Annotated in this window: 20 protein-coding genes; 8 read left to right on the forward strand and 12 right to left on the reverse strand. The window is 66.6% G+C overall.

Annotated features, from left to right (window positions below; all coding sequences use genetic code 11):
• The first annotated feature begins 124 nt into the window (after window positions 1-124).
• Window positions 125-646: a DUF6101 family protein gene (locus tag ACODTJ_RS02005; protein WP_454657928.1), complete on the forward strand. Its 522-nt coding sequence runs from the start codon at window positions 125-127 to the stop codon at window positions 644-646.
• A gap of 3 nt (window positions 647-649) precedes the next feature.
• Here ACODTJ_RS02005 and ubiA read toward each other — a convergent pair whose 3' ends face one another.
• Window positions 650-1,630 (reverse strand): 4-hydroxybenzoate octaprenyltransferase, encoded by a 981-nt coding sequence (gene ubiA, locus ACODTJ_RS02010; protein ID WP_454657927.1) that lies wholly within the window; start codon window positions 1,628-1,630, stop codon window positions 650-652.
• Between the two features lie 16 nt (window positions 1,631-1,646).
• The gene (locus tag ACODTJ_RS02015) at window positions 1,647-2,093 is read right to left on the reverse strand and encodes a hypothetical protein (protein ID WP_488847506.1); all 447 of its coding nucleotides are present in this window, start codon (window positions 2,091-2,093) and stop codon (window positions 1,647-1,649) included.
• A gap of 227 nt (window positions 2,094-2,320) precedes the next feature.
• Between ACODTJ_RS02015 and ACODTJ_RS02020 the strand changes: the two genes are divergently transcribed.
• The 3 genes from ACODTJ_RS02020 (at window position 2,321) to ACODTJ_RS02030 (ending at window position 4,881) form a co-directional block, all read left to right on the forward strand.
• Window positions 2,321-3,067, forward strand: a complete 747-nt coding sequence (locus ACODTJ_RS02020; protein ID WP_454657925.1) for a 16S rRNA (uracil(1498)-N(3))-methyltransferase — start codon at window positions 2,321-2,323, stop codon at window positions 3,065-3,067.
• A 167-nt stretch (window positions 3,068-3,234) separates the two neighbouring features.
• Window positions 3,235-4,614, forward strand: a complete 1,380-nt coding sequence (locus ACODTJ_RS02025; RefSeq protein ID WP_454657924.1) for a glutamate--cysteine ligase — start codon at window positions 3,235-3,237, stop codon at window positions 4,612-4,614.
• Window positions 4,615-4,704: 90 nt separating this feature from the next.
• Window positions 4,705-4,881 (forward strand): Flp family type IVb pilin, encoded by a 177-nt coding sequence (locus ACODTJ_RS02030; protein WP_454657923.1) that lies wholly within the window; start codon window positions 4,705-4,707, stop codon window positions 4,879-4,881.
• Window positions 4,882-4,940: 59 nt separating this feature from the next.
• Here ACODTJ_RS02030 and ACODTJ_RS02035 read toward each other — a convergent pair whose 3' ends face one another.
• Window positions 4,941-5,822, reverse strand: a complete 882-nt coding sequence (locus ACODTJ_RS02035; RefSeq protein WP_454657922.1) for a LysR substrate-binding domain-containing protein — start codon at window positions 5,820-5,822, stop codon at window positions 4,941-4,943.
• Between the two features lie 177 nt (window positions 5,823-5,999).
• Here ACODTJ_RS02035 and ACODTJ_RS02040 point away from each other — a divergent pair, with 177 nt between their 5' ends.
• The gene (locus ACODTJ_RS02040) at window positions 6,000-6,362 is read left to right on the forward strand and encodes a DUF1127 domain-containing protein (protein ID WP_454657921.1); all 363 of its coding nucleotides are present in this window, start codon (window positions 6,000-6,002) and stop codon (window positions 6,360-6,362) included.
• Between the two features lie 86 nt (window positions 6,363-6,448).
• Here ACODTJ_RS02040 and ACODTJ_RS02045 read toward each other — a convergent pair whose 3' ends face one another.
• Genes ACODTJ_RS02045 through ACODTJ_RS02055 form a run of 3 tightly spaced genes read right to left on the reverse strand, consistent with a single transcriptional unit; the run spans window position 6,449 to window position 10,634 of the window.
• Window positions 6,449-7,333 (reverse strand): DUF937 domain-containing protein, encoded by an 885-nt coding sequence (locus tag ACODTJ_RS02045; protein WP_454657920.1) that lies wholly within the window; start codon window positions 7,331-7,333, stop codon window positions 6,449-6,451.
• Between the two features lie 35 nt (window positions 7,334-7,368).
• Window positions 7,369-8,772 carry an MATE family efflux transporter gene (locus ACODTJ_RS02050; protein WP_454657919.1) on the reverse strand — a complete coding sequence of 468 codons (1,404 nt, stop codon included), beginning with the start codon at window positions 8,770-8,772 and terminating at the stop codon, window positions 7,369-7,371.
• Window positions 8,769-10,634 carry a monovalent cation:proton antiporter-2 (CPA2) family protein gene (locus ACODTJ_RS02055; protein ID WP_454657918.1) on the reverse strand — a complete coding sequence of 622 codons (1,866 nt, stop codon included), beginning with the start codon at window positions 10,632-10,634 and terminating at the stop codon, window positions 8,769-8,771. Before ACODTJ_RS02055 ends, ACODTJ_RS02050 begins: the two co-directional genes overlap by 4 nt.
• 393 nt (window positions 10,635-11,027) lie before the next feature.
• On the opposite strand from ACODTJ_RS02055, the gene ispH reads away from it, so the two are divergent.
• Genes ispH through rnhA form a run of 3 tightly spaced genes read left to right on the forward strand, consistent with a single transcriptional unit; the run spans window position 11,028 to window position 13,435 of the window.
• The gene (gene ispH / locus ACODTJ_RS02060; RefSeq protein ID WP_454657917.1) at window positions 11,028-11,999 is read left to right on the forward strand and encodes a 4-hydroxy-3-methylbut-2-enyl diphosphate reductase; all 972 of its coding nucleotides are present in this window, start codon (window positions 11,028-11,030) and stop codon (window positions 11,997-11,999) included.
• Window positions 12,000-12,020: 21 nt separating this feature from the next.
• Window positions 12,021-12,986, forward strand: coding sequence for a homoserine kinase (locus ACODTJ_RS02065; protein WP_454657916.1), 966 nt, complete (start codon window positions 12,021-12,023; stop codon window positions 12,984-12,986).
• Window positions 12,983-13,435 (forward strand): ribonuclease HI, encoded by a 453-nt coding sequence (rnhA, locus tag ACODTJ_RS02070; protein WP_454657915.1) that lies wholly within the window; start codon window positions 12,983-12,985, stop codon window positions 13,433-13,435. The genes ACODTJ_RS02065 and rnhA overlap by 4 nt, the downstream gene beginning before the upstream one ends.
• On the opposite strand, the gene ACODTJ_RS02075 is transcribed toward rnhA, so the two are convergent.
• The 6 genes from ACODTJ_RS02075 to ACODTJ_RS02100 all read right to left on the reverse strand — a co-directional run bounded on the left by ACODTJ_RS02075 (window position 13,416) and on the right by ACODTJ_RS02100 (window position 17,648).
• Window positions 13,416-14,237: a GNAT family N-acetyltransferase gene (locus ACODTJ_RS02075; protein ID WP_454657914.1), complete on the reverse strand. Its 822-nt coding sequence runs from the start codon at window positions 14,235-14,237 to the stop codon at window positions 13,416-13,418. The genes rnhA and ACODTJ_RS02075 overlap by 20 nt on opposite strands.
• A gap of 20 nt (window positions 14,238-14,257) precedes the next feature.
• On the reverse strand, window positions 14,258-14,707 hold the full coding sequence (locus ACODTJ_RS02080; RefSeq protein ID WP_454657913.1) for a GNAT family N-acetyltransferase: 450 nt from the start codon (window positions 14,705-14,707) through the stop codon (window positions 14,258-14,260).
• Window positions 14,708-14,780: 73 nt separating this feature from the next.
• Window positions 14,781-15,011, reverse strand: a complete 231-nt coding sequence (locus ACODTJ_RS02085) for a hypothetical protein (RefSeq protein WP_454657912.1) — start codon at window positions 15,009-15,011, stop codon at window positions 14,781-14,783.
• A 196-nt stretch (window positions 15,012-15,207) separates the two neighbouring features.
• Window positions 15,208-16,008, reverse strand: a complete 801-nt coding sequence (locus ACODTJ_RS02090; protein WP_454657911.1) for a PilZ domain-containing protein — start codon at window positions 16,006-16,008, stop codon at window positions 15,208-15,210.
• A 237-nt stretch (window positions 16,009-16,245) separates the two neighbouring features.
• A complete protein-coding gene (locus ACODTJ_RS02095) occupies window positions 16,246-16,731 on the reverse strand; it encodes a peroxiredoxin (protein ID WP_454657910.1) in 486 nt (161 codons plus the stop codon).
• A 53-nt stretch (window positions 16,732-16,784) separates the two neighbouring features.
• Window positions 16,785-17,648: a protein-disulfide reductase DsbD domain-containing protein gene (locus ACODTJ_RS02100; RefSeq protein ID WP_454657909.1), complete on the reverse strand. Its 864-nt coding sequence runs from the start codon at window positions 17,646-17,648 to the stop codon at window positions 16,785-16,787.
• Window positions 17,649-17,664 lie beyond the last annotated feature (16 nt).

The following is a 17,664-nucleotide window of genomic DNA, read 5'->3' on the forward strand; positions in this document are numbered from 1 at the left end:
CTTTAACCCAACCCCTTAAGCGCTCGGACACGGCTGGCGGCCATCCTCACAGGGCAAGCACGAGAACCCCGGCATCGACAGAGGGCTCCGTTGCAGCAGGGATTAGAGAGAGGCGTTATAACCGATGGCCAGCGTCACGCAGGCTGCCGGAGAGAGCGGTTTTGTGCCTGCTCTCTCCGGCGCTCCGACCACCACAGCGATCGTTTCCCGCAACCCGATGCCGGCCCGTCCGGTCGCTCCGGCGATCGAACGCATCGGTTCGGTGCGGATTCTGCGCGGCAAGGCCAATTGGCGCGGCGTCGCGCTGCGGCTGGCCAATCCTGCCGGTGACGACGAGCGTTTCGAACTGGCCCTGACCGCCGGCGATGGCCGCTCCATCGTCGTGGCTTCCGTGGATCAGGAGGATGCGGTTGCGCTCTGGCGGGACTTCGGCAGGACCAGTGGCCTGCCGCTCTTGCTCGAAGGGGCCGATGGCGTGGTGACGGAGCCCTATCCGCAGCTCGGCCGCGTCGCGCTGGGGGCGGTCCGCATCCGCCGCCGTCACGGCCTGCTCAACGGCCGCCGCCCGCGCTTCCTGACACGCCGCAAGACCGGACGTCTGCCCGAACTGCCGGTGATCGTCAGCGGCGACCGGATGACCGACTGATCCTCAGAATATCGAACGACTCATCGCATCGAGCGCGAACCCGGCCGCCAGCAGCAGGCCGGCGTCGCGATTCGAGCGGAATATCCTGAGTGCTTCGGGCGCTGTCGCGCCGTTGATGCGGGTAACCTGCCGGCCGAGATGCAGGACGAAGGCGGCAAAGCCGAGCCAGGCGGCCGGCCCGCCGCCAACCAGCCAGATCGCGATGCCCGTGAGCACGGCCGCCAGCGCGAAGCAGAGCGCCACGGCCTCGCGCGTATGGTCGCCGAAATAGCGTGCGCTCGAGCGGATGCCGGCGATGACGTCGTCTTCCAGATCCTGCATCGCGTAGATCGTGTCGTAACCGACCGTCCAGGCGATGGAGGCCGCGTAGATCAGGTACGCGGGTGCGTCGAGCCGGCCGAAAACGGCGCTCCAGCCCATCAAGCCGCCCCATGAGAAGGCGAGGCCGAGCACGAATTGCGGCATGTTCGTTATCCGCTTCATGAACGGATAGATCGCGACGATCACGAGCGAGGCGATGCCGAGCACGATCGTGAAGCGGTTGAATTGCAGCAGCACGACCAGACCGAGGAGCGCTTGCGCAACCATGAACAGGGCGGCTGCCTTCGCCGTCACCTGCCCGGACGGCAGAGGCCGGCCGCGTGTGCGCGCCACCTCGGCGTCGAGCTTGCGGTCGATGATGTCGTTGAAGGTGCAGCCCGCGCCGCGCATCAGCACCGCGCCGACAAAGAAGAGCAGGCAGTGCCAGGGATTGGGATAAGGCTGGCCGGCAGCGATGGCGGCAAGTCCCGCCGCCCACCAGCAGGGCATGAGCAGGAGCCACCAGCCGATCGGCCGCTCGATGCGGGCGAGTTTCAGGAACGGTCTGGTCGCGAAGGGAGCCCGCGTGTCGACCCAATGCCCTTTGAGCGCATCGGGCAAAGGTGCGTCAGGAAGCGGGGCGTCGCGCCCCGGCATCGTTCCTGCGGGTGTCGGCTCGGGCATGGCGCCTTGGCGCCGGTTAGAGCGCGCCCTGCGGGACGCGCATCCCGCCGCCGACGCCACTGGTGATGGAATCGGCGCCGCCGAACGGGCTGGAGCCCTGTGCCTGCTGCTGGGCGCGGCGCATCATCTGTGCCTGCTGCTTGACGGCGTTGCAGGCCTGGGTGCGGAAGCCGGCCACCTTCTTGTTGTCGGCCTGCATGCCTTCGATGAAGGTCGCGGGAATCTGGCACCAGTCCTGGTTGGCCGTGGCGAACTTGATCGCGGCGTCGCCGTTGCTGACGAGGCGGCCGAAGGAGCTGCAGGCTTCCTGCGGCGTCATCTTCTTCTTGGCCTTCTGGGCGGCCGACAGCCGCGACACGATCGATTGCCGCTCGGCGAGCAGCTTCTGAATCTGCTCGCAGCCCGAGGCCTGCGCATGTGCGGGGGCAGCCGCCAGGAACGGGGCCACGGCAAGGCCGAGCACCGCGATAACGCCTGAAGCCATCCAACGCCGCATGGTGTCCTTACTCCGGATTGCCGGCCCGCCCGGCCGATCGTTAGATACGTCCTTAACAGCAGGCGCTGTTAACGCCAACGACTCTTGCGAGTCCATGGGTGGCCTTCTGGGGTGCCGCGCCTGCTACAGGGGGATTGTGGCGTTTTTCGCGCTGTCCTCACCGCTATCATCGACGCCTGGAGGCGCCTGCGCTCATGTCCGTTCCCGATTTCGCCCGGCACCGGCTCTTCATCGACCAGCCTCTCGCTGCGGCCGCGATTCTCCCGCTCGAGCGCGAGCAGGCCAACTATCTGCTCAATGTCCTGCGTTTGCGGGCCGAGGGCACGGTGCTCGTCTTCAACGGGCGTGACGGCGAATGGCTGGCGCGCCTCGTGCCGGAAGGGCGCAAGCAGGCGAATCTGGAGCTTGTGCGCCAGACCAGGCCGCAGCCACCGGCATCCGACCTGCATTATCTGTTCGCCCCGTTGAAGCATGCACGGCTGGATTACATGGCGCAGAAGGCGGTGGAGATGGGGGCGGGCGTGCTGCAGCCCGTCCTGACCCGGCGCACTCAGGTTTCGCGATTGAACCTCGACCGGATGCGCGCCAATGCCGTCGAGGCGGCCGAACAATGCGGCATCCTGAGCCTGCCGCAGATCGAGCCGGAGCGGCCGCTCGAAGCCGCGCTCTCGGGCCTGGCGCCGGAACGGGTGCTGATCTTCTGCGATGAAGGCCTGGCGGAGGCGAGCCCGATCTCGGCACTGGCGGAGTGCAAGCCCGCGCCGCTTGCCGTCCTGATCGGACCCGAAGGTGGCTTCGACGAGGCCGAGAGGAACCTGATCCGCGCGCGGCCCAACACGCTGCCGATCTCGCTCGGCCCGCGCATCCTGCGGGCGGACACGGCCGCGGTCGCGGCCCTTGCACTGGTTCAGGCGGTTCTCGGCGACTGGCCTCGCGTCTGACGGAAGGATAGCAGGCCTGTCGCCAGCGCCGGTCGCCTTTGCACGAATGCACGGTTCCGGTCGTTGTGGAGCGCCCGGCGCTCGCCTATGTCTGTGCATCCTCTGCCGGCTTCCTCCGCACCTTCGGTGTCGGGGCCGGTCGTCTTGCCTCATCTGCCGGAGCGCCCATGGCTCGCGACGTGTCCGATTCGACCCCGGTCGATTCCAAGGCCGAACTGATTGCGTGGATCGCCGACGGCGAGAAACCGGCCTCGTCCTTCCGGATCGGCACCGAGCACGAGAAATTCCCGTTCTATCAAAGCGATCTCGCTCCCGTCCCCTATGAGGGGCGCGCCGGCGCCGGTGGCATCCGTGCCTTGCTGGAGGGCATGCAGCAGCGGCTCGGCTGGGAGGCGATCGTCGATGCCGGCCATATCATCGGCTTGGCCGGGCCGGATGGCGGCGGGGCGATCTCGCTGGAGCCGGGCGGACAGTTCGAATTGTCCGGCGCGCCGCTGGAGACGCTTCACGAGACGCAGGCCGAGCTTCAGGCCCATCTCGCCGACGTCAAGGCGGTGGCCGCTCCGTACGGCATCGGCTTCGTCGCGCTCGGCGCCTCGCCGCTCTGGACCCGCGCCGAGACGCCGGTGATGCCGAAGGGCCGCTACAAGATCATGGCGAACTACATGCCGAAGGTCGGCACGAGGGGCCTCGACATGATGTTCCGGACCTGTACCGTCCAGGTCAATCTCGATTTCGCCAGCGAAGCGGACATGGTCCGCAAGCTCAGGGTCTCGCTGGCGCTGCAGCCGCTCTCCACCGCGCTGTTCGCTTCCTCGCCCTTCCTCGAACGCAAGCTCAACGGCTTCCAGTCGATGCGCTCCGAGATCTGGCGCGATACCGACAACGCCCGCTCCGGCATGCTCGCCTTCGCCTTCGACGAGGGCATGTCCTATGAGGGTTATGTCGACTGGGCGCTCGACGTGCCCATGTATTTCGTCAAGCGCGGCGACACCTATCACGACGTCGCCGGCGCATCTTTCCGCGACCTTTTGGCCGGACGCCTGCCGCAGTTGCCGGGCGAGAAGGCCACGATGTCCGATTGGGCCAACCATCTCTCGACGGTCTTCCCCGAAGTCAGGCTGAAGCGCTTCCTGGAGATGCGCGGCGCCGATGCCGGCCCGCCCGACATGCTCGCCGCGATGCCGGCCTTCTGGGTCGGGTTGCTCTATGATGCGACCGCGCTCGACGCGGCCTGGGACCTCGTCAAGAACTGGAGCGCTGCGGAGCGGCAGGCGCTGCGCGATGCGGTTCCGCGCGAAGGATTGGCCGCGACGATCGGCGGGCGCAAGCTCGGCGAGATCGCCGGCGAAGTGCTGGAACTGTCGCGGGCCGGTCTCGCCCGCCGGGCGCGCCTGAATGCCGCTGGCACGGATGAAAGCGCCTACCTCGCTCCCCTGCACGGGATCGTGGCGCGCGGGCAGACGCTCGCCCAGCATCTTGCGGCGCGCTATCGCGGCGAATGGGGCGGCACCGTCGAGCCGGTCTTCACCGAATTGGCGTTGTAGGCTCGGGCGTCCCGGAAAATCGTGATACCCGCCGCATTGCAGCGGGTAGATTAACGATTTGGCCGCAGTTTGCGGCGATAAACTAGCGGCATGGATCAGCTCCGCACCAGCTTTGCTGTTTTTCTTCGCGACGAACGCGGCGCGACGCTGATCGAGTACGGCTTTGTCGTCAGCCTGATTTCGTTGACGATCATCACGAGCGCCGTGCTCATCGGCGAGTCGGTCGTCCGCTTTTTCAAGTCCATGGCGGCGGGTTTCACGCCCTGAGGCCTACGGGGCCGGCGCGTGAGCCGCTTCCCTTGCCTCGATGCCGGACCGGTCGGCGTCTATTCCGCTGCCGTCTTGAAGCTCGCGAGATTGTCGAGGCTCTGGATGATGTGCTCGGCCAGCGCATTCGACAGCACCGACGGGTCGAAGCGGGTCCGCAGCAACCCGATCTTGCATGAGGGCAAGGTGGCGAAGCCGTCGGACGGGCCGAGGATGCGCATGCCCGGCCTGACCGCGCTCTCCGGCAGGACCGAGATCGCGAGCCCAGCCAGCACGGCTGCGCCGACCGCCGTGGAATTCCAGCTCGCATAGAGCACGCGGAAGCGGCGCCCCTTCGATTCAAGCGCGTCGACCGCGGCCTGCCGCCAGTTGCAGGTCGGCCGCCCGAGCGCGAGCGGCAGCGGGTCCGTCTCATGCACGCTGTGGCGCGCCGAGGTGACCCAGAGCAGCGGCTCGATGCGGATGATCTCGCCCTGGCCGCGGCTCTCGACATGGGTGATGATCGCCAGGTCGATATCGCCGGTCGCGATCCGCTCGGCCAGCATCGGCGTCGGCTCGCAGACCACCGTAACCTCGGCGCGCGGATTCGAATGGGCGAAGCGCGCCAGGATTTCGGGCAGGTAGCGATCGGCATAATCGTCGGGCACGCCAAGGCGGATGCGACCCTTCAGGTCGGCATCGGCGAAGGAGGCGACGCATTCGAGATTGAGCCGCACGATCCGGCGGGCATAGTCGAGCAGGCGCTCGCCATCCTCGGTCAGCTTGGCATGGCGACCGTCGCGGCCGAACAGGGGCCGCCCGACCCGCTCCTCGAGCCGCTTCATCTGCATGGAAACGGCCGATTGCGTCTTGAAGACGATCTCGGCGGCGCGGGTAAAGGAACCGGTATCGGCGATCGCGACGAAGGTCTTGAGCTGATCGGCATCGAGCACATGGGCCATTGGCGATCCCCGTCACTGTCCATCAATATCAGTGTTGCGAGACATCATAACCATTCGTTTGGCTGATGACCAGAGCCTCGCTAAGGTCCGGATGCACTCCAGATTTCCTGTCAATGGCGCGTCCGGGCGGGATGGAGAGGCTCAGATCCACGTTCCGCACCGCCAGAGGAGGCCGTCATGCTGCTCATGACTATCACTGCGAAGTCGCTCTCGTCCGTTTCGGCCGGCGTCACGCGTGTTGCCACCATCGGAGTGAACGGAACGATTCAACTCGTGCGCGCTCTCGTCCACCGCCGCGAAGTGATGCGTCTTTCCGCCGAGCTCGACGAGCGCGGGCTCAAGGATCTCGGCCTCGTCCGTTCGGATATCGACGGCGCACTGGCCACCTCCTGGCTGGAGGACCCGTCCGCCGTGCTGGCGGAGCGCTCGCGCTCCGCGTCGAGCATTGCCTCTGCGCGGCGGGAACACGCCCTGCGCCATGCCGGGTCGACGTCGATGCTGGCGAAGAAGGCCGATATTGCGGTTGCACGCTGCGCCTGACCCCTTGGCGTCAGCGTCCCTGCGGGCGGGAGCTTCGTGCTTCCGCCCTTTTTCATGTCTTCAGCAGATGAGGAGCTGAATCCGCCTCAGCGGCGGCCCTGTCCGCCGCCGAGCATGGCGTCGAGGATCGATTTCAGTGCGTTCTGATGGTCGTCCTGGATCTGGCGGCCGTGCTCGAACATCTGGTTGAGCGCGTCGAGGCCGATCGAACCCGGTCCGTTGGCCGAGGGTGAGGGCGCGGCCTCCTCGGGCTCGGGTTCCGGTGCGGGCGCGCGCCGCGGCGCGCTGCGTGGAGCGGGGGCAGGCGCGGGTTCGGGTTGCGACGCCATGCCGCCGAACATGCCGCCGAGAATCTGGCCGAGAGCACCGCCGAACGGGTCGGACGGAGACGCCTGCGGACTGGGCTGCGGCGGGCCGGCCTGGCCGAACATGCCCTTGAGGATCGCCTCGAACGGATTGGCCGGCATCTGCGGCTGCGGCGCCGGCTGCATGCCGGGCATCTGGCCGCGCATCATCTCGGCGAACTGGCCGAGGATGCCGCCCAGCCCCTCGTTGCTCGATGTCTTGGACAGGCCGCCCATCAGCATCGCCGCGATGACCGGCAGCATCTGCTTCAGGATCGCCTGCGAGACGCCGCTGGTCGCGGCTGCCTGCGCGGCGATCGCCTGGCTGACCTCGCGCGAGCCGAAGAGTTGGCTGAGCACGTCGTTGCCGGCATTCTGGGCGCCGGCCGGAATGCCGTAGCCGCCGGCCTCGAAGAAGCGGGCATAGGGCGAGGCGGTCATCATCTGGGCCAGCGAGCCAAAGGCATAGGGGTCGCGCGTCTGCCGCTGAAGCCCCATCGAGAAGGCCGGCAGCAGGGCATCGAGCGCTGCCTGCGTCTGCTGCAGGCTCAGGCCATATTGCTGGGCGAGGTTCGGCAGCGCCTGGCCGTGCTGGGCCGACTGCATGATATCGAACAGGTTCATCATGGGCGCTTCTCCCCGGCCGGCCTTTGGCTCCGTACCTAGGGCGACGATAGCAGGGTGTCCTTGCCTGGCAAATCGGTTGCGGCCTGGCGCTGCGCGGCCCGCCGCTCCAGCCGGGTGATGCCGCGATAAGCGAAGACGAGCGCCAGCACGCCGAATGCGACGGCGCCGAGCGCCGAGCCGGCCATCGCGCCCTTCGGCCCGGCCAGATGCGCGCCGAGAATGGCAAGCGGCATCGTGCCCAGCGTGGCGCGGCCCCAGCTGAACAGTGTCGACAGGAACGGCATGCCGAGATTGTTGAAGGCGGCATTGGCGACGAAGAGCATGCCGACGAAGATCCACATCGGCCCGGCGATCAGGCAGAAGAACAGCACGAGCTCCGCCGTCAGCCCCGTCGCATGGAAGGCGGAGACGATGGCGCCGCGAAAGCCGAAGAGCAGCGCCCAGGAAACGAGGACGGAGATGCCGGCGAAGATCGCTGCGTCGGTCAGGCCCCGGCGCATCCGGTCGAAGCGCCCGGCGCCCCAGTTCTGGCCGAGGATCGGCCCGACCGCGCCCGACAGCGCGAAGAGCACGCCGAAGGCGACCGGGACCAGCCGGTCCATGATCGCGAGTGCCGCCACGGCTGCATCGCCGAAGCGCGCGACGACGCTGGCGAAGACCGCGTTGGCGATCGGGTTCGAGAGATTTGTCAGGATCGCCGGGCCGGCGATGGAGAAGGTCCGGGCGGCGTCCTGCCGGATGAAGGAGAGACGTGGGCGCTCGATCATGTCGTGGACGACAACGCAGCCGTGGAAGCCGATGGCGCAGATGATGATTCGCGCCAGCACGATGGCGATCGCGGCGCCGTCCGGCCCGAGCCCGAAGCCGAAGATCAGCAGCGGGTCGAGCCCTGCGGTGACGATGCCGCCGCCGAGCGTGACGAACATCGCTCGTTTCGCGTCACCGACCGCGCGCAGGATGCCGGAGAAGCCCATGCCGATCGCCATCAGGATGTTCGACGGCAGCACGATGGTGAGGAAGGAGAGGGCGACGGCATGCGATTGGTCGCGCGCGCCGAGCAGGCTGAGAAGCTTCGGCAGGAAGGGCAGCGCCGCTAGCGACAGGACGAGCGCCACCAGCGCCGACAGGGCCATGGTCGAGGCCGCGATGCGCCGCGCCGCCGGGCGATCGCCCGCACCGATGCTGCGCGAGGTCAGCGCCGTCACTGCGATCATCAGGCCGACATTCACCGAGACCATCAGGTAGAGCACGATGGTGGCGAAGCCGACGCCGGCCGTCGCCTCCGGGCGGCCGAGCCAGGAGACATAGAGCAGCGACAGGAGGTCGACGACGAAGACCGCCATCAGACCGACCGAGCCCGTCGCGGTCATCACCGCGACATGGCGCATCAATGGGCCTTCGAGGAAGACGGCCTGTGGCCGGGCCGAGGCCTCGCTCATCGTTCGGGTTCTCCGACGCCGCCGACCGCGACCTCCGCCCCGCCGTCCTCGATGACGTGCCGCGTCTCGGCCGTGAGCGGCTTCGACTTGACCTTGGGCGGAACCAGCGGCTCCGGCGAGACGCGCGGCACGCGGTTGATCGCTGCGGTGAGCCCCTCGTGGAACTGGATCTCCATGCGCTGGGCGTCGCGGTCGCGGACATGGTCGATCACGAGATCGGCCTCGTCGCGGGTCAGGCCCAGCGTCTCCAGGGTAACGCGCCCGAAGCCCAGCGCCGATTCGAAGGTCTCGCGCATCTGGAAATCGACATTCGCCTTCATCAGTTCGATCGCATGGATGCGGTCATAGGCCCGCACATGCAGTCGTGCGCTCGGGAACTCGGCCTTGACCATCTCGACGATCCTGAGCGCCGCCTGCCTGTCGTCGACGCAGATGCAGATGACGCGGGCCTTGCCGGCGCCGGCCGCGCGCAGCACGTCGAGCCGCGTGCCGTCGCCATAATAAATCTTGAAGCCGAACTGCGCGGCCGAGCGGATGCGCTCGACATCGGAATCGATCACGGTCACGTCGATATGCTGGAGCAGCAGCGCCTGCGTCACGATCTGGCCGAAGCGGCCGAAGCCGATCACCATCACCGGGCTGTCGCCGACGCCGTCATAGTCCTCGTCCATCGTCGCAGGCTTGATGCGGGCCAGCAGCACCGCGTCGATCAGCTTGGCGACGATCGGGCCGAGCAGCATGCTGATCGCCGCGAGCGCCGTGACCATCGCCGCTTGCTGGGCGGTGAGCAGCCCGTTCGCGAGGCCGAGCGGCAAGAGCACGAAGGCGAATTCGCCGGCCGGCGAGAGCAGGGCGCCGGCCCGGACCGCTTCGAGCCAGGACGAGCAGGACAGCCGCAGGATCGAGGTGACGACCGCGATCTTGAACAGCACCAGCAGTGGCGCGGCGAGCGCCAGCAGCAGCCAGTTGTCGGCGACGAGCTTGAGGTCGAGCGACATGCCGACCGCCATGAAGAACAGGCCGAGCAGCACGCCGCGGAAGGGCTCGATATCGGCCTCCAGCTCATGCCGGAAATGCGAATCGGCCAGCATCACGCCGGCGAGGAAGGCGCCCATCGCCATCGAGAGCCCGACATGTTCCATGAGCAATGCCGCGCCCAGCACGATCAGCAGGGCGGCGGCCGTCATCACGTCCTTCGCGCCGGTATGGGCGAGGATGCGGAAGAACGGGTTCATGACATAGCGCCCGGCCAGCACGATCAGCACGAGTGCGAGGAGTGCAATGCCAAGGCTGGCGAGAGCCATCATCGGGCTGCCGGCTTCTTGTCCGCCCGTGGTCGCAAGCAGCGGCAGCAACGCCAGCACCGGCGCGATCGCCATATCCTGGAACAGCAGGATCGAGAAGGTGCGTCGGCCATAGGTCTCGTTGCCGTCGCCGCGCTCCTCCAGCAATTGCAGCGCGATCGAGGTCGCCGACAGCGCGAGCGCCACGCCGACGGCGACCGCGCCTGCCACCGACAGGCCGAAATACCAGCCGAACAGGCCGATGCCGCCGGCGCTGAGCGCCATCTGCGCGAGGCCGGAGCCGAGGATATCCTTGCGCATCGAATAGAGCCGCGAGGGCTGCAATTCGAGGCCGACGAGGAAGAGCAGCAGCACGACGCCGATCTCGGCCGTGCCGCGGATCGCGTCGGGGTCCTTGATCACGCCGAGGATCGAGGGACCGATCACGATGCCGGCCGCGAGATAGCCCAGCACCGCCGACTGACCGAGCTTGCGGAAGAGCGGAACGGCAATCACCGCCGCAGCGCAGAAGGTCAGGATCGGCGGCAGAAAGCTGACATGCGAGGCGGCGTCGGCCATGCGGAACTCGGGGCTTTGGAAACGGGCTTGGCGGTCCGGCGCGACGCGCGGCGTGGCGGGCCGTGGCTCTATCTAGGCTTTCGACGGCGATCCTGCGAGGGGCAATCGGCATGGCGGCCAAGCCTTCGGGCGACATGGGCAACTGCGGGGCGCGCTTCCGACCAGGGCCACCCTTGTCATTCCGGGGCTTCGCGCAGCGAAGAACCCGGAACCCACGACTGGGTGAGCGGTTGGCAACCGGCTCTCGAGTGTCCCGCCCCGTCGTGGGTTCCGGGTTCGCGCCTATGGCGCGCCCCGGAATGACAGATGTGTCGGCCTGCGCCGCTTCGCTTCCTTGACATCGCCCCGATCCCGCCGAAAGAAGACGCGGACCGATCGGAGTTTCCCCTGCGCGTGACCAAGCCGCCGCTCGACATCCTGCTCTGTGCCCCGCGCGGCTTCTGCGCCGGGGTGGTGCGCGCCATCGACGCCGTCGAGAAGGCGCTGAAGCTGCATGGCGCGCCGGTCTATGTCCGCCACGAGATCGTCCATAACAAATACGTCGTCGAATCCCTGAAGCGGAAGGGCGCGGTCTTCGTCGCCGAGCTCGACGAGGTGCCGGACGAGACGCGGCCGGTGATCTTCTCGGCCCATGGCGTCGCCAAGGCGGTGCCGGCGGCGGCGAAGGCGCGCAATCTCTTCGCCATCGACGCGACCTGCCCGCTGGTCACCAAGGTCCATCGCGAGGCCGAGGTCCATCACAAGCGCGGCCGGCATATCCTGCTCGTCGGCCATGCCGGCCACCCCGAGGTCATCGGCACGATGGGGCAGCTCCCCGAGGGTGCGATCACCCTGATCGAGACCTTGGACGACGTCGCGACGCTTGAGGCGCCGGAAGGCCAGCCGCTCGCCTATGTCACCCAGACCACGCTCTCGGTCGACGACACCCGCGAGATCGTCGAGGCCTTGCAGGCCCGCTTCCCGGAGCTGATCGCCCCGCATAAGGAAGACATCTGCTACGCTACGACCAACCGCCAGGAGGCGGTGAAGCGCGTCGCGCCGCTGGTCGACGGGCTGATCGTCGTCGGCTCGCCCAATTCCTCGAACTCGCAGCGCCTGCGCGAGGTCGCCGAGCGCGCCGGCTGCCCGGTCGCACGGCTCGTGCTGCGCACCGACGAGATCGACTGGTCGGTCTTCGGGAACATCCGCAGCCTCGGCATCACCGCCGGCGCGAGCGCGCCCGAGGTGCTGGTCGAGGAGATCATCGACGCCTTCGCCGCGCGCTACGATGTCCGCGTCGAGACCGTCTCGACCGCCGACGAAAACGTCTTCTTCCCGCTGCCGCGTGAGTTGCGCGGCGAGGCGGCGCCGGACGCGGCGGAATAATCCCAGCAGAAGAGTGCAAGCGTGGCCGTCTATACCGAAGTGCCCGATGACGAGCTGGCTGCCTTCGTGGCGCGCTACGGCATCGGCGATCTCCTCTCCGTCAAGGGCATCGCCGAGGGCGTCTCGAACTCAAACTTCCTGCTGCACACGACCAAGGCCTTCTACATTCTCACGCTCTATGAAGAGCGGGTGGACGAGACGGAGCTGCCCTTCTTCATCGGGTTGATGGACCATCTCGCGCGGCGCGGCCTGATCTGCCCGGTTCCGCTGCGCATGGATGACGGCGCGGCCGTCGGCCGTTTGGCCGGTCGCCCGGCGGCGATCGTCACCTTCCTCGACGGCCTCTCCGTCCGGCGCCCGAACGTGACGCATTGCGCCGAGCTCGGGCGCGGACTTGCCCAATTGCACGAGGCCGGCGCCGATTTCGGCATGGAGCGGGTCAATTCACTGTCGGTGCCGGGCTGGCGCCCGCTGGCCGAGCAGGCGGGGGCGGCGGCGGATACGGTTTCTCCGGGGCTGGCGCGGCGCGTCATGGCTGAGGTGGAGGTCCATGAGCGCTCGTGGCCGCAGGATCTGCCGCGCGGCGTGATCCATGCCGATCTCTTTCCGAACAATGTCTTCTTCATCAAGGACAAACTGTCCGGCCTGATCGACTTCTATTTCGCCTGCACCGATGCCTTCGCCTATGATCTGGCGATCTGCCTGAATTCCTGGTGTTTCGAGGCCGATGCCTCGTTCAACCTGACCAAGGGCCAGGCACTGCTCGCCGGCTATGAGAGCGTGCGGCCGCTGACGACGGCGGAGGTCGAGGCGCTGCCGCAGCTCTGCCGCGGCTCGGCCTTGCGCTTCCTGGTGACGCGACTGGTCGACTGGCTGAATGTGCCGCCGGGCGCGCTGGTCAAGCCGCTCGACCCGCTCGAATACGACCGCAGGCTCGTCTTCCATCAGCGCATCACGGACGCCCGCGAATACGGGCTGAAGCGATGAGCAGCGATACGGTCGAAGTCTGGACGGATGGCGCCTGCTCGGGAAATCCCGGCCCCGGCGGCTGGGGCGCGATCCTGACCTTCAACGGCGTCGAGAAGGAACTCTCCGGCGGCGAGGCGCAGACCACCAACAACCGCATGGAATTGATGGCGGCGATCGCCGCGCTGGAAGCGCTGAAGCGCCCCGTCACGGTCGCGCTCCACACCGATAGCCAGTATCTGCGGCAGGGCATCACCGGCTGGATCCATGGCTGGAAGAAGAACGGCTGGAAGACGGCTGACCGCAAGCCGGTCAAGAACGCCGAACTCTGGCAGCGCCTCGAAGCCGCACTCGGCCGTCACAAGATCGACTGGAAATGGGTCAAGGGCCATGCCGGCGACGAGATGAACGAGCGCGCCGACGCGCTGGCGCGCGCCGGCATGGCGCCGTTCAAGAGCGGCGGTCGCTGACCGTCTGTCCGGCCTCAGCCCGATGCTCGTGCAAGTAGTGGGTCAGGCGCAAAAGCGGTTTCATACCGAGCGCCTCGGCCAGCCGGATCGAAGCGGCATTGTCCTCGTGAACCTGATAGCGGGCGATCAGCCCGCGCCGCGCCAGTTCGCCCAGTGCCGCGGCGACCACGCACGATCCGAGGCCGCGCCCGCGCTGGTCGGGCCGCGTGACCACGCCGCCGATCTCCCAGACGCTGCCATAGCTTTCGAAGGCGAGGCAGACGGAGAGCGGCTCGTCGCTTGAGCCGATTACGCATGTAAAGGCGCGTCCGCCGGCCAGAAGCGGCGAGAGCCAGTCCCGTTCATGATCCTGCATCCGGTAGAGCGCGTACATGGCGTCCGTGGCGCTGGTCGCGACGACAACTCCTTCACGACCGCTGGTGCGATCTGGCGATGTGAACGACAGGAAGCTGGTCTTGCGCACGAGCGGGTAGCGCCGCTGGACGACATCATGCTCGGCCGCGCTGCCGAGCTTGAAGACGATGCCTCCATCGGCCGGAAGCTCGTTCAGCAGAGCTTCCGCCAGCGCGTTATCGTCGCTGCGGATGAGGGCGGTATGGGCGGCCGTCGGATAGGTCTTGCGGTCGTAATCGCTTGCTGCGGTGTCGAGCACGACAAGCGTTGCCATACCGGCCGACGAGAGACGCTGAAACGCCTGCGTATGCCGCGGGAAGGCTTGCAGATGCTTCAGCAGCACGACATTGGCGAGCGGCTCGGCACCGAGCCGCTCGATGATCTCATATCTGTCCCGGATCGCGATCACGGTCGCCCCGGTCTGGTCTCTCAGCCCAGAGGCTGGCGGTAGACGATGAAGCCGGACTTGTCGGCGACCTTGTCGTAGAGCGCCTGTCCCTGCAGGTTGGATTCATGCGTCTGCCAGTAGACGCGGTAGCAGTTCTTGGCGCGCGCCATCTGGTTCACCGCCTCGATCAGCTTGCGGCCGACGCCGGTGCCGCGCGATTCCGGCACGGTGAACAGATCCTGCAGATAGCAGATCGGCTTGTCGCTCCAGGTCGTGCGGTGGAGCACCCAGTTGACCATGCCGAGCGGCTTGTCGCCCTCGAAGGCGAGGAAGCCACCCATCGGCTCCTCGCCGCCGGTCAGGCGCCCGAACGTGATCGCGTCGATCTCCGGCGGCAGCGTCGCCTTGTAGAAGGTCAGGTAACCATGCCAGAGCGGCGTCCAGGCCTCCCGGTCGGTCGCGGCAAGCGGGCGAATGGTGATCTCGGCCATCGGTATTCTCCTCCGACCCGGAAGCTAGCCGGGGCTTGCCGGCTTGTCTCATGACAAGCGCAGATCGGATCGATCAGTTGGGCTGGTCTGATGCCAGGAAGCGCTCGACAGCGCTGGCGCTCAAAGCCTGAGCGGAATCCTCCCTCCAGAGATCGAGAATGATGCCTGCCAGGCGAGCTCTCGCCCGCCTCTGCTGCTGGCCACCGACGGTGTTCACGCTGTTCACCGCCATCCAGGCGGCGTCGAAGGCGCGCGCCAATTTTGCCAGCTCCGCAGGTTCGACAACGACGCCTTGAAACGGCATGTCCTCTCCCCATACGCCAGAGAATTGGAGCAGTTTAAGAGGCAGCACACTCCTCGCAATGTCAAAAGCTGGGTCCGCTTGCGTCCCATTGCCGGAACAGTTGAGGGAGGCGGCTAAACCGCTGCCTTGGAGCAAAGTAACGTTGCCTCGGCGAAGCTCGGGCTCACGGGCTTAAAATCCGTGCCGATGCCACAGCCTAAGCCGTAGAAGCTCCACCAGGCTTTATGAATTCGACGCCGATGTCCTTTTGCCTCCGCCACCGCAGGCGTACGCGCGTACGTTCACCCCCGTAGGACAGCAGCAAATCAAACTCATCGGGGAGCACCAAGCTCTCGGCAATTCGCAGCCGTGCCCCACCGCGTGAAACATCAAGGACTGTGCATTCGACGGATGCGTTTAGGTGGTCCAGGAAACACTTGGCCCGTGTATGGACAGACTGTCGATCTCCGCCCCGGCGTTCATGTTGACGCCTTCGGCGACGAGCCATGGAGTATCGTAGCGGCAGGCCATCTATACCGGGGCCATCAATATGATAGCTGACTTGCCTGGCGATTGCTCGCTTAAGGGATGTGTCCGTGCGCTCAACTGCGGATAGGGCCTCCTCAACGATACTTGGGTCGCAGGCCCCGGTCACACATTCGATCCTGAAATCGAGATCGCTCACGGTCGCCAGGAAAGTGACTTCGTTTGCGATCTGATTAATTTTCATTTCGAGCCCAGCAGTCGTTGCGACAGCGTTCAGCGCGACTACGAATGTAGAGTCCGGCCTTCGGCAAAAATACCCCGAGTCTGAAATCGCCAGGATAAGCCGCTTTGCGAATTCACGCGTCAGTTCCTCGACAGCGACGAGCCCGAATTTCCGCGCGAAGTAACCGACATCAACGATCTGCATCGAGGCAACGCCAATCGTTCCCCTCGACTCGGAAATATCTTCATCAAGTTGTTGTAGCAATTCATGAGGAGAAAGGAGCCGTGCTTGGTTTTTGGGCAGGTGCATGCAAGCAGTCTCATCACGGCAAGCTGACTGCTGATTACGTTAGGTCATGGATAAATTCCTTGATTTGGATCAAGGCTGGGCCGCTCAGATTCAGCAGCCTGTCAAGATTGGCGCAGTCGCGTAGGCTTCTAATGCCGGCTTCCGACCCTTTGCAGATATTTGCCCTATCCGGCCAGCCAACAAAAAAGCCCGCGCAGCGCCTGCGCGGGCTCCAATCTCTCTTCGTGCCCTTAAGGCTCAGAGCTTGGCGAGCATCGCCTCGGCGCCGGAGGCTTCCGCCTTGCCGGCGGCTTCCTCGACACTGAGCACCTTTACGGTGCCGTCCTCGACCAGCATCGAGTAGCGCTGCGAGCGGGTGCCGAGGCCGAAGCCCGAGCCGTCCAGCGAGAGACCGATCTCCTTGGCGAAATCGGCATTGCCGTCCGAAAGGAACTCGATCACGCCGGCGCCGCCGGTCGCCTTCGACCAGGCGTCCATGACGAAGACGTCGTTGGTGCTGGTGACCATGATGGCGTCGACGCCCTTCGCCTTGATCTCGGCCGCCTTCTCCAGATAGCCGGGCAGGTGGTTGCGGTGGCAGGTCGGGGTGAACGCGCCGGGCACGGCGAAGAGCACCACCTTCTTGCTGCTGAACAGGTCGTCCGTCGTGCGCGCGGCGGGGCCGTCGGCGGTCATGACGCGGAACGTCGCCTGGGGAAGCTTGTCACCCACCTTGATGGTCATGAGCCTGTCTCTCCGTGAAGCCTGCGGCCAGAGGGGCCGCCCGGCTTGAGGGATTAGGGCTTTGAGGCGGGGATGTCGAGGTCGAGCCGCGTCTCGATCGGCCGGGGCGTGCCGCGAACGGTGAAGATCAGCGGAACCGGGCCGGCCACGCCCTTCGGCCGCTCGTCGATGCGGATCTGGGCTAGGACCGTGCCGTCTGCCTGCGGCGTCAGGCGGGATTTGCCGAAGGACCACATGCCCGAGCCCTCGACGAAGATATCCTCGATCCGGCCCTCCGTCGGCGGTTGCAGGATCAGGCGCAGGCCCGGGTCGACCACGCTGTCATCGAGACCGGCCTCGACGATCGCGATCTTCTCCTTGTGGGCGCCCGGCTTGACTGGGACCGGCACGCGCGCCTCGAAGCTTTCGAGCCGGGGCGAGGACACGGTCGTCACGCCCGGCTCGAGCCAGAGGCTCGCTTCGCCCTTGGCGGGAATGCAGATCTTCTCGCAGACCGCATAGTCGAGCTTGAGCACGACGAGGACCGGTCGCGACGGGTCGACCGGCTGGACCGAGATCGGGATCACGACCTCGCCGACATAGCCGATGGAATAGCCGGCCGAATCCTGGAAGCGCTCCGGCACCGGCCAGCGCACGTCGAGCCCGCCGATATTGGTCGAGCCCGACCAGTCGAAGGCCGGCGGCACGCCGAATTGCCCGGGGCTGCGCCAATAGGTCTTGTAGCCCGGTGACATCACGATCTCGACGCCGACGCGCTGCTTGCCGGTCGATGTCGTCGGCCCGGCGATGAGGCGCAGCTTGGCATGCTCGCTCGCGGACCACGGCGAGGTCGCGGCCTCGTTCGCCACGTCCTGCGCACGGGCAGCGGGGCCGAGCGCCAGAGGCAGCAGGGCCAGCAGGGGAAGAATGCGGTTCACGGGCCCAGCCTTTACC

This window comes from Allobosea sp. FG18, assembly GCF_057809495.1.